Consider the following 14842-nt stretch of genomic DNA (forward strand, 5'->3'; position numbering starts at 1 on the left):
GGACCTTTTCGGCGCTCGCATTTTTTTGAAAGTGACGACCATGACCAGAGCAACATCCTCGGCGCCGTCGCAACGCATGCTGCGCGTGGGCGAGCAGGTGCGCGCGGCGATCACCCAGGTTCTCCAGCGCGGCGAAGTGCGCGACCCTCTTCTCGAGAAGACCGTGATTTCCATCTCGGAAGTGCGCATGTCGCCCGATCTCAAGCACGCGACGGCCTATGTCACCCCGCTCGGCGTGAAGGATCATGACGCGGTGATCGAGGCGCTGAACCGCAATTCGAAGTTCATCCGCGGCCGCCTCGGCCCGCAGTTGCGCCAGATGAAGTACATGCCAGACGTGCGCTTCCGCGACGATACCAGCTTCGACAACTACAAGAAGATCGACGATCTCCTGCGTTCACCGGAAGTCGCCCGCGATCTTTCCGCCGAAGACGGCGACGACGACAAGTAATCCAGGAATAAGATGTCCAGACCCCGCAAACCCAAGGGCCGGCCGGTTTCCGGCTGGCTGATCCTCGACAAGCCGTTCGATTTCGGCTCCACCGAAGCCGTCGCCAAGATCAAGTGGCTGTTCAAGGCGCAGAAGGCCGGCCATGCCGGCACCCTCGATCCGCTCGCCTCCGGCATGCTGCCGATCGCGCTCGGCGATGCCACCAAGACCGTGCCCTACGTCATGGATGGCCGCAAGATCTACGAATTCACGGTGACCTGGGGCGAGGAACGCACGACGGACGACCTCGAGGGCGAGGTGACGCGGAGTTCGGAAAAGCGGCCCGCCGCGGATGCCATCCAGGCGATCCTCGGCGAGTATACCGGCGTCATCCAGCAGATCCCGCCGCAGTTCTCCGCCATCAAGATCGCCGGCGAACGCGCCTATGACCTCGCCCGTGAAGGCGAAGCCGTCGAGATCCCCTCGCGCGAGGTGGAAATCCATCGCCTGACCCTGATCGGCTGTCCGGACGAGAACACCGCGGCATTCGAGGTCGAATGCGGCAAGGGCACCTATGTGCGTGCGCTCGCCCGCGATTTCGGCCGCCAGCTCGGCTGTTTCGGCCATATCTCGGCACTGCGCCGCACCTTTGTCGCTCCCTTCGGCGAGGACGACATGGTGCCGCTCGCCGATCTGACGGCGCTCGAGGAGATCGCGGACGAGGCCGAGCGGCTGGCCGCCCTCGACGCGTTCCTGATCGATACCGGCGAAGCCCTTTCCAGCCTGCCGCAGATCGTCATCAACGATGACCAGGCGCACCGCCTGCGCATGGGCAATCCGATCATCCTGCGTGGCCGGGATGCCCCGGTTTCCGCGGACGAAGCCTATGCGACGGCCCGTGGCAAGCTGGTCGCGATCGGCGAGATCGCCGGCGGCGAGTTCCGGCCGAAGCGCGTCTTCGGCGGTTGACGAAGGGCTGCGGAACCAATCGCTGCCGACTTGATTTCACCACAAGCTATGGGCTTTATGGGCCGGCGAGGTTCGTTCGAGGGCGGGCCGGGCGGCGCATTGCCGTCGCGGCCGCCGGCGGGCGAGGGGTGAAAGGGCTGGCCGTTGACGATTGCGCCGACTGACAGAACGGTATCCGCCGAAGATGCGGAGGAGGGTGCTGGCCCTGTCGAAAACCGCCGGCGCATGCATCACCCCGTTGCCTTCTACCTCGTCTGCCTCATCCTCGTCGTCGTCATTCCCGCCTTCCTGTTCTCCATCGTCGTGCTGAAGCGCACCAACGAGGCGCAGGAGCGCATCTTCGAATCGCTGCTGCGCACCTCGACCAGCGCCGTCAATCGCGCGGTCGAGCGCGAAATCACGGCCATGTTCTCGACGCTCAACTTCCTGTCGACGTCGGAAAGCCTGCCGAGGGGCGACTACGCGACCCTGCATGCCCAGGCGACGAAGACGCTCCAGGGCACGGACACCTATTTTCTCGTCATCGATCAGGCGATGAGGCAACGCCTCAACACGCGCGTCCCCTTCGGCACGCCGCTCAACACGGCGTCCGAGCAGGTTTCGGCGCGTCTGGCGCTGTCGCGCGGTGAACGCATGGTCTCCGACCTCTTCTTCGGCCGCACGGCCCAGCATTGGGTGTTCAATGTCTACATGCCGGTGGGGCTTGCCAATGGCGAACCCGTCCTTCTGACATTGACGAAGAATGCCGAGGCGTTGCGGCGCGCGGTCAATCCGGACATCCTCTCGCCCGGCTGGAACGCGGCCGTGCTCGATTCCGCCGGCACGGTCATCGCCTCGACCGACGAGAAGCAGAAAACCGGCCAGCCCTTCTTCCTGCGCGTTGTGCCGTCGTTGCGGCTCGGCGTCAGCGCCATGCGGCGGGACGGCGTCGACTACCAGGTCGTCACGGAATTCTCCTCGCTTGCCGGCTGGCGCATGATCGCCTGGGCGAAGGCGTCGGACGTGCAGGCGCCGGCGGTCTCCTCCTTCCTGTGGCTGACGATCGGCGGCGCGGTCTTTGCCGCACTCGCCGCCATCAGCGCCGTCGGCATCGCCCGTGTCCTTTCCCGTGATGTCCGGCTGCTGGCGCACGATGCGCGCCGTCTGGGTCTTGGCGAACGGGTGTCGCCACGCCCCTACGCCATTTCCGAGCTGGAAACGGTGTCGCGCGCGCTCGCCGAAGCCGCCGATGCCCGCGTCAAATCGGAAAACGAGGTGCGTTTCCTGATGCGCGAGGTGGCGCACCGCTCGAAGAACCAGCTCACCGTCATCCAGGCCATGCTGAACCAGTCGGCCGCGGCGGCGGAAAATGCCAGCGACTTCGCCGAGACGTTTCGCAGGCGCGTCGCCGGCCTTGCCCGGTCGACGGACCTGATGATCGCCAATGCCACCCAGGGCGTGAACCTCATGGAGCTTGCCAAGAACCAGCTCAAGCCGTTCACGCCCGACGATGCGGGGCGCGTGCGCATCGCCGGCCCATCCGTTCTCCTCGATCCGCAGGCGTCGCAGACGCTCGGCATGGCGCTGCACGAACTGTCGACGAACGCCACGAAATACGGTGCGCTCGCCAACGAGACCGGCATCATCTCCCTCAGCTGGGTGACGTCCGGCGCGAATCTGAACCTCGTCTGGCGCGAGAGCCGGGCGACGATCGACAGGCAGGCCATCGCCGCCAGCCGCAAGGGCTTCGGCAGCGTCGTGCTGGAGCGCATGCTCGGCATGGCGCTCGATGCCAAGCTGGACTTCATCGTTCACGACGACGGCATCGAATGGCGCGTGACGATCCCGCTCGCCCGGTTGCGCGACGAGGACGGCCACGAGCAGGGAGCGGCGCAATGAGGAAACCGCTCCTTTTCCGATGCATCGGCCATGGGTGTGTTTCATGACGTCATTCCTGCGTGGGGCCGCCGTCTTGGCGTGCCTTGTCCTTTCAGCGTCCCAAGCCCTTGCCGCCTATGGCCAGTGCTCGGTCGACGATCCGACCGGCACGCCGCTCAACGTGCGCGCGGCGCCGAACGGCACGATCCTGACGACCCTTGCGAACGGAACGCAGGTCGAGATCGTCGAGGAGAGGAAGGTCGGCACGAAACACTGGCTTTTCGTCGCGCGGCAGGGCGTGCGGCTCGGCTGGGTGTTCGGCGCCTATGTCGTGTGCAAGCAGCCCGGCGATGCGCGCGAAGCCGCGCCCAGCCAGCCGGCCGACCGGCGTTGACGACGGCTCTTTTCTTTCATGAGGGAATGGTTTATAGGCACCGCCAGCAATGCGGGGCTTTCCCCACTTGCCTTCACGGCCATCGCTGGACGGCATCCCGGCTTTTGGCGACCCTGGTTCTCCATTCATGAAAGGACATACGATGTCGATCACTGCTGAGCGCAAGGCTGCGCTGATCAAGGAATACGCCACCAAGGAAGGCGACACCGGTTCTCCGGAAGTTCAGGTCGCGATCCTGACCGAGCGTATCAACAACCTGACCGGCCACTTCAAGGACCACAAGAAGGACAACCACTCCCGTCGTGGCCTTCTGACGCTGGTTTCCAGCCGCCGCTCGCTTCTTGACTACCTCAAGAAGAAGGACGAATCCCGTTACAGCAAGCTGATTGCTGCCCTCGGTATTCGCCGCTAAGCAATTTCGGCGGGCGTTCCTTGCGAGCGCCCGCCGCTTTCTTTTGCGGAACGGACGTTTCGCTAGAGCAGTTCCGGCAGAGGCGCGCCGCGCCTTTGCGTTTGGGATTGCGCAAGACAGACAAGACCGTTTCGCCTGTGCCGGTTGAGGCCGCCTCGCGAAAGGGGATTTTCCAGCAGGCCGGATGGGCCGGTCCTGCGGAACCAACCGATGACCTGTCATGGGGCAGGATTGCAGGATGCTTCAGGCGCGCGCCTGTCGTCGGCCAGGCTGAAAAGCCTTCAGGCGCAGAGTTCGCGGGCCATGTTCCGGAAGCCTCCCGTTGTCTTGCCCATGATGCGTCACGAACGCGGATAGACCACCTGCGCCTTTGGGCGGCGGTGCGCGTATCCGTCAAGAAGGACAAGACATGTTCGATACCCATACGGTTGAAATCGAATGGGCGGGCCGTCCGCTCAAGCTGGAAACCGGCAAGATCGCCCGCCAGGCTGACGGCGCCGTTCTCGCGACCTACGGCGAAACCGTCGTTCTCGCCACCGTCGTTTCCGCCAAGGCGCCGAAGCCCGGCCAGGATTTCTTCCCGCTCACCGTCAACTACCAGGAAAAGACCTACGCCGCCGGCAAGATCCCGGGTGGCTACTTCAAGCGCGAAGGCCGCCCGTCGGAAAAGGAAACGCTGGTTTCCCGCCTGATCGACCGTCCGATCCGCCCGCTGTTCCCGGAAGGCTACAAGAACGACACCCAGGTCGTCGTCACGGTCGTCCAGCATGACCTCGAAAACGATCCGGACGTCCTGTCGATGGTTGCCGCTTCCGCGGCGCTGACGATCTCCGGCGTTCCCTTCATGGGCCCGGTCGGCGCCGCCCGTGTCGGCTACATCAATGGCGAGTATGTCCTTAACCCGCATCTCGACGAGATGGACGAGTCCGTTCTCGACCTCGTCGTCGCCGGCACGCAGGACGCCGTCCTCATGGTCGAGTCCGAAGCCAAGGAACTTGCCGAAGACGTCATGCTCGGCGCCGTCATGTTCGGCCACAAGGGCTTCCAGCCGGTCATCGATGCGATCATCAAGCTCGCGGAAGTCGCTGCCAAGGAGCCGCGCGATTTCATCCCGGAAGATCATTCCGCGCTCGAAGCCGAAATGCTCGGCCTTGCCGAAGCCGAACTTCGCGACGCCTACAAGATCACCCAGAAGGCTGATCGCTACGCCGCCGTCGACGCCGTCAAGGCAAAGGTGAAGGCGCACTTCCTGCCCGAAGGCGTCGAGCCGAAATACAGCGCGGAAGTCATCGGCGCCGTCTTCAAGCACCTCCAGGCCAAGATTGTCCGCTGGAACATCCTCGACACCAAGAGCCGCATCGACGGCCGCGATCTTGAAACCGTTCGCACGATCGTCTCGGAAGTCGGCATCCTGCCGCGCACGCACGGCTCGGCTCTCTTCACCCGCGGCGAAACCCAGGCGGTCGTCGTTGCGACCCTCGGCACCGGCGAAGACGAGCAGTATGTCGACAGCCTGACCGGCATGTACAAGGAACGCTTCCTGCTGCACTACAACTTCCCGCCCTATTCGGTCGGTGAAACGGGCCGCATGGGCTCCCCGGGCCGCCGCGAAATCGGTCACGGCAAGCTCGCCTGGCGCGCCATCCGCCCGATGCTGCCGACGGCGGAACAGTTCCCCTACACGCTGCGCGTCGTTTCCGAGATCACCGAGTCGAACGGCTCGTCTTCGATGGCAACGGTCTGCGGCACCTCGCTCGCCCTGATGGACGCCGGCGTTCCGCTGGCAAAGCCGGTTGCCGGCATCGCCATGGGCCTGATCCTCGAAGGCGACCGTTTTGCGGTCCTCTCCGATATCCTCGGTGACGAAGACCACCTCGGCGACATGGACTTCAAGGTCGCCGGCACGGCGGACGGCATCACCTCGCTGCAGATGGACATCAAGATCGCCGGCATCACCGAAGAGATCATGAAGGTCGCGCTCAGCCAGGCACAGGGCGGCCGCAAGCACATCCTCGGCGAAATGGCCAATGCCATCTCCGAAGGCCGCAGCCAGCTCGGCGAGTTCGCCCCGCGCATCGAAGTCATGAACATCCCGGTCGACAAGATCCGTGAAGTCATCGGCACGGGCGGCAAAGTCATCCGCGAGATCGTCGAGAAGACCGGCGCCAAGATCAACATCGAGGACGACGGCACGATCAAGATCGCCTCTTCGTCCGCGAAGGAGATCGAAGCCGCCCGCAAGTGGATCCACTCCATCGTCGCGGAACCGGAAGTCGGCCAGATCTACGAGGGCACGGTCGTCAAGACCGCCGATTTCGGCGCCTTCGTCAACTTCTTCGGCCCGCGTGACGGCCTCGTGCATATCTCGCAGCTGGCGCAGGAACGCGTTGCCAAGACCTCCGACGTCGTCAAGGAAGGCGACAAGGTCTGGGTCAAGCTGATGGGCTTCGATGAGCGCGGCAAGGTTCGCCTGTCGATGAAGGTCGTCGACCAGGCAACCGGCAAGGAAATCACCGCCGACAAGAAGGGCGACGGCGAAGCCGCTGCCGAGTAATCGGATTTTTATCGATCGAGGGGGCGCGGAGCGGCACGTTCCGCGCCCCTTTTTTATAGACCCGTATTTCCGCCGAAAGCCCACCATGACCCGCGACGCCCTCAAGACCCTGTTCCACCCCTTCGCCTCCGGCACGCTCGGCCTGCCCGGAGAGGGCGAACGCTACCTCTTCCTCGGCGCGGAAGCCGGCCAGCGCCCGCCGGAAGGTTTTGATGCGGCGCTGGAAGCCGTGCAGCCGCTGCGCTCGCTTTATCGCGGGCTGGAAGCGGTGCGCGCGCCGGTGAAGCCGGTCGTCGAGGGCGAGGATTTCGATGGCGCGCTCATCCTGATGACCAAGCACAAGGGCGAGAACGAGAACCGTATCGCCGAGGCGCTGCGCCGCGTGCGCACCGGCGGCCTCATCGTCGTCGCCGGAGGCAAGGAAGACGGCGTGCAGTCCATGCGCAAGCGCCTCGACCAGCTTGGCCTCACGGGCGATTCCATGCCGAAATATCACGGCCTCGCCATCTGGTTCGCCCGCCCCGAAGACCCGTCCGAGGCCGTCTCCAAGCTGGCGGCGAAGCCGGTGCGCATCGCCGGCCGCTTCACGGCCGCGCCGGGCATGTTCTCGCATGACCGCATCGACGAGGGCTCCGAGCTGCTTGCCACCCGCATCCCGGAAGACTTCCACGGCCACGCCGCCGATTTCGGCGCGGGCTGGGGCTATCTCTCCGTCATGCTCGGCGGCCGCGCGCCGCAGGCAAAGGGCATCGACCTTTTCGAGGCGCATTACGAGGCGCTGGAAGCCGCCAAGGAGAACATGGCGGAGAACTGCCCGAACATCCCCGCCCGCTATTTCTGGTTCGACCTGACGGCTGAGGCACCGCGCGACCATTACGACCTGATCGTCATGAACCCGCCCTTCCACGAGGGACATGCCGCCGACCATTCGCTCGGCGCGGGGATGATCCGCATGGCGGCGAAATCGCTGAAGGCCGGCGGTCGCCTGCTGATGGTCGCCAACCGCGGCCTGCCCTACGAACCGGCGCTGAAGGAAGCCTTCAAGGAAAGCGGCGAACTCTGCCGCAACGCCCGTTTCAAGGTGCTCTGGGGCAGGCGCTGAGCCCTACAGGGGCAGCGCGAAGGTCTGCTTGATCGTCTCGCTCGGCACGTCCGTCTTGACGGTCTGGATGCCGTTCTTGCGGGTGAGGTGCGTCGACTGGAAACGGCGATAGTCGGCAAGATCCGAGACGACGACGCGCAGCAGCGCGTCGCTTTCGCCGAGCATGATGTAGCATTCCACCACCTCCGGCAGCCGCTTCATCGCCGCGATGAAATGGTCGATCGTCTCCGCATCCTGCGCCGTCAGCGAGACGCGCGCGAACATGGAAAGCTGCAACCCCACCTTCGCCTGATCGACGACAGCCACGTAGCGGCTGATGATGCCCGCGTCCTCCAGCAACCTGACCCGGCGAAGGCAGGGCGAGGGCGAGAGGCCGACGCGCCTGGCGAGTTCGACATTCTGCAGCCGCCCGTCCTGCTGCAGCGCGCGAAGAATGCGGCGATCCGTTTCATCGAGCGGCACTGGAATCCTCACGAACGTTCAAGCCGGTTTGCGGCAGGCAATGCCAAAATCTCCCCCAAGTCTGGCATCTTGGCAACCCGATTGCGCTCGAGGACCGCTAGGCTGCCGTCGTTTCGATGAGGAGAGCAAGATGGACTGGGCCTGGTTTCTGGCAGCTTCGGGCTTCGCATTCGCCATGGCGGGCACGCCGGGGCCGAACAACACGATGGTGACGGCTTCAGGAGCGAACTACGGCTTTCGCCGGACGCTGCCGGTGGCGATCGGCATGGGGGCTGGCGTCGCCGTCATCATCTTCGTCGTCGCGGCTGTGGGCGGCTCGGTCATCGCCGAGCCGCGCGTGCATCTGGCGCTGAAATGGCTGGGCATTGCCTATCTGCTCTGGCTCGCCTGGCGCATCGCCAATGCCGTGCCCGCGCGAGCGGTGCCGGATGGCAGCGCGCAGCGTCCGTTCGGTTTCTTCGAAGGCGCCCTGCTGCAACTCGTCAATCCGAAGCTCTGGGTGATGGTGGCCGGCGCGGTCGTCACCTATGGCAAGGGCGCGGCGGGAGACCTGACCGTGCCCGCGGTCTTCGCCGTCATCTTCGGCGGCGCGACACTGGTCAGCACGGTGGCCTGGACGGGGATCGGCGTCGGCGCGGCCCGCTTCCTCGCGCGCGAACGCAGCCTCAGGGTCTTCAACCGGGCAATGGCGCTGCTGCTCGTGCTTTCGCTCGTGCCTGTCGTGCTGGAGTAGGATCAATCAGCAGTCCGTTCAGGCCGATTGCCATTTTGCCGAAAGAGGTCCACCATTCCCGGATCGCTTTCGTTCAGGAGACCCGCAATGGCTTTTGGACCTGCAAGGCCGCCCATGATGGAAGATGTGGCGGAAGTCATCGCCAAGGATGTGAAGGAAGGGGAGGGGCATACGCCGACCTCCGAGGTGCCGCTCGCCTTTCTGCGGCGCGGCGCGGACGGCAAGCCGCTGGAAATGAACAGCCGCGTGCGCACGCTCTTCATCGCCGTTGCCGCGGCCGTGGCTCTGCTGCTGCTCCTGCTGGCGCTGCTTTGAGACGGAAGGGCTCTCGCCAGCCTGACGGCTTTCCTCCCCCGCAAACGGGCGAGGAAGGCTGGCTCTGCCGTTCTCCCGCGCACGATCGGCGGTAAAGAGAACCAGCATGATACGCCTCTCTTCCCCGTTCGGAGAAGGTCCCGGCAGGGGGAGAGGCGCGTTGCTTATTCGCTGTCGGCCTTCGCCAGGCGCTCCAGCGTCGGCATGGAGGTGATGTTGTAGCCGGCGTCCACATAGTGGATTTCGCCGGTGACGCCGCTCGACAGATCAGAAAGCAGGTACAGCGCCGAGTTGCCGACGTCCTCGATGGTGACGGTGCGGCGGAGCGGCGCGTTTTTCTGCTGCCAGGAGAGCATAGCACGGGCATCGGAAATACCGGCGCCGGCGAGGGTCCGGATCGGTCCGGCCGAGATCGCGTTGACGCGGATGCCGCGCGGGCCGTAGTCGCCGGCGAGGTAGCGCACCGAGGCCTCCAGCGCGGCCTTGGCGACGCCCATGACGTTGTAGTTCGGCATGATGCGCATCGAGCCGCCATAGGTCAGCGTCAGCATGGAACCGCCCTCGCTCATCAGCTCGGCGGCCCGCTTGGCGATCTCCGTGAAGGAGAAGCAGGAGATCACCATGGTGCGCGAGAAGTTCTCGCGCGAGGTGTCGGCGTAGAGGCCCTTCAGCTCGTTCTTGTCGGAGAAGCCGATGGCGTGCACGACGAAGTCGAGCGTGCCCCACTTGTCCTTGATCGCCGCGATCGCCGCGTCGACCGAGGCGATGTCCTCGACGTCGCAGGGAATGACGAAGTCCGAGCCGAGTTCGGCGGCGAGCGGCTTGACGCGCTTGCCGAGCGCCTCGCCCTGGTAGGTGAAGGCGAGCTCCGCGCCCTGGCCGGCCAGCTTCTGCGCGATCCCCCACGCGATGGAATGGTTGTTCGCGACCCCCATGATGAGGCCGCGCTTGCCGTTCATGATCCCCGTCATGATTGTCATCCGTTGTGGCGCTGGAAGACCAGCGTGGCGTTCGTGCCGCCGAAGCCGAAGGAGTTGGAAAGGGCGATATCGATCTTCGCACCGTCGATGCGCTTGCGTACGATCGGAACACCGTCGAATTCCGGGTCGAGCTCGGTGATATGCGCGCTTTCGCCGATGAAGCCGGCCTGCATCATCAGCAGGCTGTAGATCGATTCCTGCACGCCGGCAGCGCCGAGCGAGTGGCCGGTCAGCGACTTGGTCGACTGGATGTGCGGGATCTTGTCGCCGAAGACTTCGCGGATCGCGCCGATCTCCTTGGAATCCCCGACGGGCGTCGAGGTGCCGTGCGTATTGATGTAATCGACGTCGCCCTTCACGGTGGAGAGCGCCTGGCGCATGCAGCGCACCGCGCCTTCGCCCGACGGGGCCACCATGTCGTAGCCGTCCGAGGTCGCGCCGTAGCCGACGATCTCCGCGTAGATCTTCGCGCCGCGGGCCTTGGCGCGCTCCAGCTCTTCCAGAACCAGCACGCCGGCGCCGCCGGCGATGACGAAGCCGTCGCGGCTGACGTCATAGGCGCGCGAGGCCGTCGCGGGCGTGTCGTTGTATTTGGAGGACATCGCGCCCATGGCGTCGAAGAGGTTCGACATGGTCCAGTCGAGATCTTCATGGCCGCCGGCGAACATGAGGTCCTGCTTGCCCCACTGGATCATTTCGGCGGCATTGCCGATGCAGTGCGCCGAGGTCGAGCAGGCAGACGAGATCGAGTAGTTGACGCCGTGGATCTTGAACCACGTGGCGAGCGTCGCGGATGCCGTCGAAGACATGGCCTTCGGCACGGCGAACGGGCCGATACGCTTGGGCGAATTGTTCTTGAGCGTGATCTCGGCGGCCTCGATCAGCGTGCGGGTGGAGGGGCCGCCCGAGCCCATGATGATGCCGACGCGCTCGTTGGCGGCGTAGTCTGTCTCTTCCAGGCCGGCATCGGCGATCGCCTGTTTCATGGCGACGTGGTTCCAGGAGCCGCCCTGCGAGAGGAACCGGGCGGCGCGGCGATCGACGAGTTCGCTCGTGTCGATGTTCGGCGCGCCCCAGACCTGGCATTTGAAGCCGTGGTCGGCGAAATCCTGCGAGAAGCTGATGCCCGAGCGCGCATCGCGCAGCGACGCCGTCACTTCGTCCGCGTTGTTCCCGATGGAGGATACGATCCCCAGACCCGTGACAACTACCCGTCTCATATTCCTGACCTTTTCTAGAACGTCTCGTTGTGAAGGCGGCTCGGCGCCGCCTTCAGGCTTCCGGTGGCTCCGCGGCCTTTAAGCTTCCTTGTCCTTCGACAGGCCGACGCGCAGGTCGGTCGCCTGGTAGATCGTCTCGCCGTCGGCCTTCAGCCAGCCGTCCGCCGTGCCGAGCACGAGGCGGCCGCGCATGACGCGCTTGAAGTCGATGCCGTATTCGAGGAGCTTCGTGTGTGGGCGGACCATGCCCTTGAACTTCACTTCGCCGGTCGAAAGCGCCATGCCGCGACCGGGCTCGCCGAGCCAGCCGAGGAAGAAGCCCGTGAGCTGCCACATGCCGTCGAGGCCGAGGCAACCCGGCATGATCGGATTGCCCTGGAAGTGACAGGGGAAATACCAGTCGTCCGGCTTCACGTCGTATTCGGCGCGGATGTAGCCCTTGTCGAAGGCGCCGCCGGTCTCGGAGATGTCGGTGATGCGGTGGACCATCAGCATGGGCGGCAGAGGAAGCTGGGCATTGCCGGGGCCGAACAGCTCGCCGCGGCCGCAGCGCAGGATTTCCTCATAGTTGTAGCTGGATTGCCTGGTCGTCATCGAATGTCTCATCCCCGGTCTGAACAACGCTTGCTTTGCGTTAGATTTAGAGAAGGTGTGGTGCGAATTGAAGCACCCGGACCGTTCCCTCCTTGTCGCCCCGCCCGCTCCGGGCGAGACGTTCATTCAGCTGTCCGCATACATGATGCTTGCGGTGACAGCCAGTGCAAAGTGGCACGGTGTGGGCAAAGGCCCCGGTTTTCCGCATGTTGCGCGTCTTTCATCCGCCGCAATCCTATTGAATCCCGGCGCTCGTAAAGTTATATCGAAAGTTCAAGATTGTTGTTCAAGGCCAGACAAGCGGATCCGTCGCCCATGACGCATGCACACGAGATGCCCATCGAAGAGCGCCTGCGCCATTGCGGCCTGCGTCCGACGCGCCAGCGCGTGGCACTCGGGGACCTGCTCTTCGCCAAGGGCGATCGCCATCTGACGGTGGAGGAACTGCATGAGGAAGCCGTCGCCGCCGGCGTCCCGGTCTCGCTGGCGACCGTCTACAACACGCTGCACCAGTTCACCGAGGCCGGCCTCATCCGGGTCCTGGCGGTGGAGAGCTCGAAGACCTATTTCGACACCAATGTATCGGACCACCACCATTTCTTCGTTGAGGGCGAGAACCACGTGCTCGACATTCCCGTTAGCAACATCGCCATCGGCAACCTGCCGGAGCCGCCCGAGGGCATGGAGATCGCTCACGTTGATGTGATCATCCGCCTGCGCCCGAAGAAGGGTTGATCGCGGGATCGCTTTTCACATCACGTCGTCCGGATGCCGTCCCGGCCGCGACTTGTAGACCGGAAAGCACCAGCCGAATCGCAACGCCCCGCCGCGCACGATGAAGGCTGCGCCGATGCCGATGGCGGAGGCGAGCCAGAGCGGCGCATCCGCCACGCTGGCCGCGGTGAAGCCGGCCGCGCCGATGAGCGCCGCGGTGATGTAGATTTCCGGTCGCAGCAGCACGGAGGGCTCTCCCGCCAGGAGATCGCGCAGGATGCCGCCGAAGCTTGCGGTGAGGACGCCGGTCGTGATCGCCACTGTCGGCGAGCCGGTGGCGGCAAGCCCCTTTGCCGCGCCCATTACGCAATAGGCCGAGACGCCCATCGCATCGAGCCAGAGCAGCAGGCGATAGCGCGACTCGATCCGGTGGGCGAGCACGAAGACGATAAGCGCAACCGCGACGCAGACGATGAGATAGGTCGGGTTCACCACCCAGAAGACGGGCGTCGCGCCAAGGATGACGTCGCGGAACGTGCCGCCGCCGATGCCCGTCGCGGCGGCAAGGAAGAGAAAACCGATGATGTCGAGCTGCTTGCGCGAGGCCGAGAGCGCGCCGGTGGCGGCAAAGACGGCGACGCCCGTATAGTCGAGCAGTTCCAGGATCGACACGCATTCCTCCTTCGCCGCCCAAGCCTCGCGACAGCTTTCCCGCGCTAGAGTGCGCGCCCGTACGCCCGGGCAGAATCAGGCAAGACGCCGGCCCGTCCGCATATTGACCGAAATGCCCGCCATGGAAAGGTTTGAGAGATGGCCACCCGCATCAGAACCCTCGCACTCGCCGCCGCCGCGCTCGTTTCGACCGCCCTGCCGGTCCGCGCGGCGGAGATCGTGCCGGATGCGCGTGCGGCCGTCGAGGCCGAGGTCGCCAAGCGCTGCAAGGCGCCGATCTATGGCGAGGATTTTGCCGACAATGTCGATTTCAACAATGACGGCATCGTCGATGCGATCTTCAATCTCGGCGCCGTCAATTGCGACGGCACGCCGGGCGGCCTGTGCGGCAATGTCGGCTGCCCGCATGAATTCTACATCCAGGTCGTCGAGGGCGGGTATTTCCTGGCCGCCAATGCCGATCTCTACGGCTACGAGATGAAGAAGCGCTACGGCAACATGGTGCTGGAACTGAAGGCCAATGCCGCAAGCTGCGGGCGTGACGATCCGGACTATTGCATCATGACCATTCGCGTGCGCGGCGCCCAGTTCGATACGATCTCGAAGAAATAGGACCTATTGCGGAAAGAGCGCGTGGGTGCGGCCGGCGACATAGTAGAGCAGCAGCCCCGTCCATTCCCTGAGCGCCGTCGTCGTCAGCTGGCTGTTGGTCGAGGGCTGGGTGAAATCGAGCGCGAGGCCGACGCGGCCCGTCGTGCGGAAATCCGTCGGCCAGGGCAGGACGTCGAGGCCGAGCTTGCGGAAGAGGCCGACCGAGCGCGGCATGTGGAAGGCCGAGGTCACCAGGAGGCAGCGCTCCAGGCCGTTTTCGGCAAGAAGCGTCTTGGTGTTTTCGACATTCTCGAAGGTGGTGCGTGATTCCGTCTCGCGGATCAGCCGGTCGGCGGACACGCCGAAGGCCTCGAAGAAGCGCGCCGCGACGGCCGCATCGCCCTCGTAGCTGCCGCTGAACGAGCCGTCGCCGCCCGAGACGAGGATGCGTGCGGCGGGGAACTCCCGCGCCAGCCGCAGCGTCTCGGTGAAGCGGTCGCCTGCCTGGTTCATCTCGAAGCCGCCGCGCGCCGCGATCACCTCCGCCTCCACGCCGCCGCCGAGCATGATGATGCAGCCGGGGCCGCCGGCGGGCAGCTCCGCCCGCGCGATGCGGTCCTCCAGCGCCTGCAGGAGGACGGAGCCCGTCGTGGTGAACAGCGTCACGAAAAGCACGGCGGCGGCAAGCCCGCTCGCCGCCGTCCGCAGGCGGTTCCATTTCAAGAGCCCGGCCAGGAGGCCGAGAACGAGCAGCAGCAGCGCGAGCGACAAGGGCTGGGCGGCCAGCCAGAAGATCTTCGAGGCGTAGTAGGTCACGCGTTACCCGCTGTTCGTGTTCGTTTC

Annotated in this window: 17 protein-coding genes; 11 read left to right on the forward strand and 6 right to left on the reverse strand. The window is 65.0% G+C overall.

Features of this window, described 5'->3' with window-relative positions:
- The first annotated feature begins 40 nt into the window (after positions 1–40).
- The 7 genes from rbfA to WMC41_RS01425 all read left to right on the forward strand — a co-directional run bounded on the left by rbfA (position 41) and on the right by WMC41_RS01425 (position 7718).
- On the forward strand, positions 41–451 hold the full coding sequence (rbfA, locus tag WMC41_RS01395) for a 30S ribosome-binding factor RbfA (protein ID WP_272804358.1): 411 nt from the start codon (positions 41–43) through the stop codon (positions 449–451).
- 12 nt (positions 452–463) lie between these two features.
- Positions 464–1399, forward strand: a complete 936-nt coding sequence (truB, locus tag WMC41_RS01400; protein ID WP_432346821.1) for a tRNA pseudouridine(55) synthase TruB — start codon at positions 464–466, stop codon at positions 1397–1399.
- A 225-nt stretch (positions 1400–1624) separates the two neighbouring features.
- Complete coding sequence (locus tag WMC41_RS01405; protein WP_432346822.1) at positions 1625–3277, forward strand: sensor histidine kinase; 1653 nt, start codon at positions 1625–1627, stop codon at positions 3275–3277.
- Positions 3278–3320: 43 nt separating this feature from the next.
- Positions 3321–3650, forward strand: a complete 330-nt coding sequence (locus tag WMC41_RS01410) for an SH3 domain-containing protein (protein ID WP_244767457.1) — start codon at positions 3321–3323, stop codon at positions 3648–3650.
- A gap of 142 nt (positions 3651–3792) precedes the next feature.
- Positions 3793–4062 (forward strand): 30S ribosomal protein S15, encoded by a 270-nt coding sequence (gene rpsO / locus WMC41_RS01415; protein WP_064328820.1) that lies wholly within the window; start codon positions 3793–3795, stop codon positions 4060–4062.
- Positions 4063–4471: 409 nt separating this feature from the next.
- Positions 4472–6616: a polyribonucleotide nucleotidyltransferase gene (gene pnp / locus WMC41_RS01420; RefSeq protein WP_272804362.1), complete on the forward strand. Its 2145-nt coding sequence runs from the start codon at positions 4472–4474 to the stop codon at positions 6614–6616.
- An 85-nt stretch (positions 6617–6701) separates the two neighbouring features.
- Complete coding sequence (locus tag WMC41_RS01425) at positions 6702–7718, forward strand: class I SAM-dependent methyltransferase (RefSeq protein WP_244767459.1); 1017 nt, start codon at positions 6702–6704, stop codon at positions 7716–7718.
- Positions 7719–7721: 3 nt separating this feature from the next.
- On the opposite strand, the gene WMC41_RS01430 is transcribed toward WMC41_RS01425, so the two are convergent.
- On the reverse strand, positions 7722–8180 hold the full coding sequence (locus WMC41_RS01430; RefSeq protein ID WP_432346823.1) for an Lrp/AsnC family transcriptional regulator: 459 nt from the start codon (positions 8178–8180) through the stop codon (positions 7722–7724).
- Between the two features lie 130 nt (positions 8181–8310).
- On the opposite strand from WMC41_RS01430, the gene WMC41_RS01435 reads away from it, so the two are divergent.
- Entirely contained in the window at positions 8311–8913 is a 603-nt protein-coding gene (locus WMC41_RS01435; RefSeq protein WP_272804364.1) for a LysE family translocator, read from the forward strand.
- 87 nt (positions 8914–9000) lie between these two features.
- Complete coding sequence (locus WMC41_RS01440; protein WP_244767461.1) at positions 9001–9228, forward strand: hypothetical protein; 228 nt, start codon at positions 9001–9003, stop codon at positions 9226–9228.
- A gap of 164 nt (positions 9229–9392) precedes the next feature.
- Here the strand turns inward: WMC41_RS01440 and fabI are convergent, their stop codons facing one another.
- From fabI to fabA, 3 genes are all read right to left on the reverse strand, one after another.
- A complete protein-coding gene (gene fabI / locus WMC41_RS01445) occupies positions 9393–10199 on the reverse strand; it encodes an enoyl-ACP reductase FabI (protein ID WP_244767462.1) in 807 nt (268 codons plus the stop codon).
- Between the two features lie 5 nt (positions 10200–10204).
- Positions 10205–11428 carry a beta-ketoacyl-ACP synthase I gene (gene fabB, locus WMC41_RS01450; RefSeq protein WP_244767463.1) on the reverse strand — a complete coding sequence of 408 codons (1224 nt, stop codon included), beginning with the start codon at positions 11426–11428 and terminating at the stop codon, positions 10205–10207.
- Positions 11429–11506: 78 nt separating this feature from the next.
- Positions 11507–12022 carry a 3-hydroxyacyl-[acyl-carrier-protein] dehydratase FabA gene (fabA, locus tag WMC41_RS01455; RefSeq protein ID WP_064328827.1) on the reverse strand — a complete coding sequence of 172 codons (516 nt, stop codon included), beginning with the start codon at positions 12020–12022 and terminating at the stop codon, positions 11507–11509.
- A 315-nt stretch (positions 12023–12337) separates the two neighbouring features.
- Between fabA and irrA the strand changes: the two genes are divergently transcribed.
- Positions 12338–12757 carry an iron response transcriptional regulator IrrA gene (irrA, locus tag WMC41_RS01460; protein WP_244767464.1) on the forward strand — a complete coding sequence of 140 codons (420 nt, stop codon included), beginning with the start codon at positions 12338–12340 and terminating at the stop codon, positions 12755–12757.
- Positions 12758–12772: 15 nt separating this feature from the next.
- Here the strand turns inward: irrA and WMC41_RS01465 are convergent, their stop codons facing one another.
- Positions 12773–13408 (reverse strand): trimeric intracellular cation channel family protein, encoded by a 636-nt coding sequence (locus WMC41_RS01465; RefSeq protein WP_432346824.1) that lies wholly within the window; start codon positions 13406–13408, stop codon positions 12773–12775.
- 138 nt (positions 13409–13546) lie between these two features.
- Between WMC41_RS01465 and WMC41_RS01470 the strand changes: the two genes are divergently transcribed.
- Entirely contained in the window at positions 13547–14020 is a 474-nt protein-coding gene (locus WMC41_RS01470; protein ID WP_244767466.1) for a hypothetical protein, read from the forward strand.
- 3 nt (positions 14021–14023) lie between these two features.
- Here WMC41_RS01470 and WMC41_RS01475 read toward each other — a convergent pair whose 3' ends face one another.
- Positions 14024–14815, reverse strand: coding sequence for a YdcF family protein (locus WMC41_RS01475; RefSeq protein ID WP_432346825.1), 792 nt, complete (start codon positions 14813–14815; stop codon positions 14024–14026).
- Positions 14816–14842 lie beyond the last annotated feature (27 nt).

The sequence above is a fragment of the Shinella yambaruensis genome, from assembly GCF_050859155.1.
Taxonomy (GTDB): domain Bacteria; phylum Pseudomonadota; class Alphaproteobacteria; order Rhizobiales; family Rhizobiaceae; genus Shinella; species Shinella yambaruensis.

Coding starts and splice junctions, on each gene's coding strand:
- rbfA (WP_272804358.1), top strand. CDS start 41: ATGACCAGAGCAACATCCTCGGCGCCGTCGCAACGCATGCTGCGCGTG.
- truB (WP_432346821.1), top strand. CDS start 464: ATGTCCAGACCCCGCAAACCCAAGGGCCGGCCGGTTTCCGGCTGGCTG.
- WMC41_RS01405 (WP_432346822.1), top strand. CDS start 1,625: ATGCATCACCCCGTTGCCTTCTACCTCGTCTGCCTCATCCTCGTCGTC.
- WMC41_RS01410 (WP_244767457.1), top strand. CDS start 3,321: ATGACGTCATTCCTGCGTGGGGCCGCCGTCTTGGCGTGCCTTGTCCTT.
- rpsO (WP_064328820.1), top strand. CDS start 3,793: ATGTCGATCACTGCTGAGCGCAAGGCTGCGCTGATCAAGGAATACGCC.
- pnp (WP_272804362.1), top strand. CDS start 4,472: ATGTTCGATACCCATACGGTTGAAATCGAATGGGCGGGCCGTCCGCTC.
- WMC41_RS01425 (WP_244767459.1), top strand. CDS start 6,702: ATGACCCGCGACGCCCTCAAGACCCTGTTCCACCCCTTCGCCTCCGGC.
- WMC41_RS01435 (WP_272804364.1), top strand. CDS start 8,311: ATGGACTGGGCCTGGTTTCTGGCAGCTTCGGGCTTCGCATTCGCCATG.
- WMC41_RS01440 (WP_244767461.1), top strand. CDS start 9,001: ATGGCTTTTGGACCTGCAAGGCCGCCCATGATGGAAGATGTGGCGGAA.
- fabI (WP_244767462.1), bottom strand. CDS start 10,199: ATGACGGGGATCATGAACGGCAAGCGCGGCCTCATCATGGGGGTCGCG.
- fabB (WP_244767463.1), bottom strand. CDS start 11,428: ATGAGACGGGTAGTTGTCACGGGTCTGGGGATCGTATCCTCCATCGGG.
- fabA (WP_064328827.1), bottom strand. CDS start 12,022: ATGACGACCAGGCAATCCAGCTACAACTATGAGGAAATCCTGCGCTGC.
- irrA (WP_244767464.1), top strand. CDS start 12,338: ATGACGCATGCACACGAGATGCCCATCGAAGAGCGCCTGCGCCATTGC.
- WMC41_RS01470 (WP_244767466.1), top strand. CDS start 13,547: ATGGCCACCCGCATCAGAACCCTCGCACTCGCCGCCGCCGCGCTCGTT.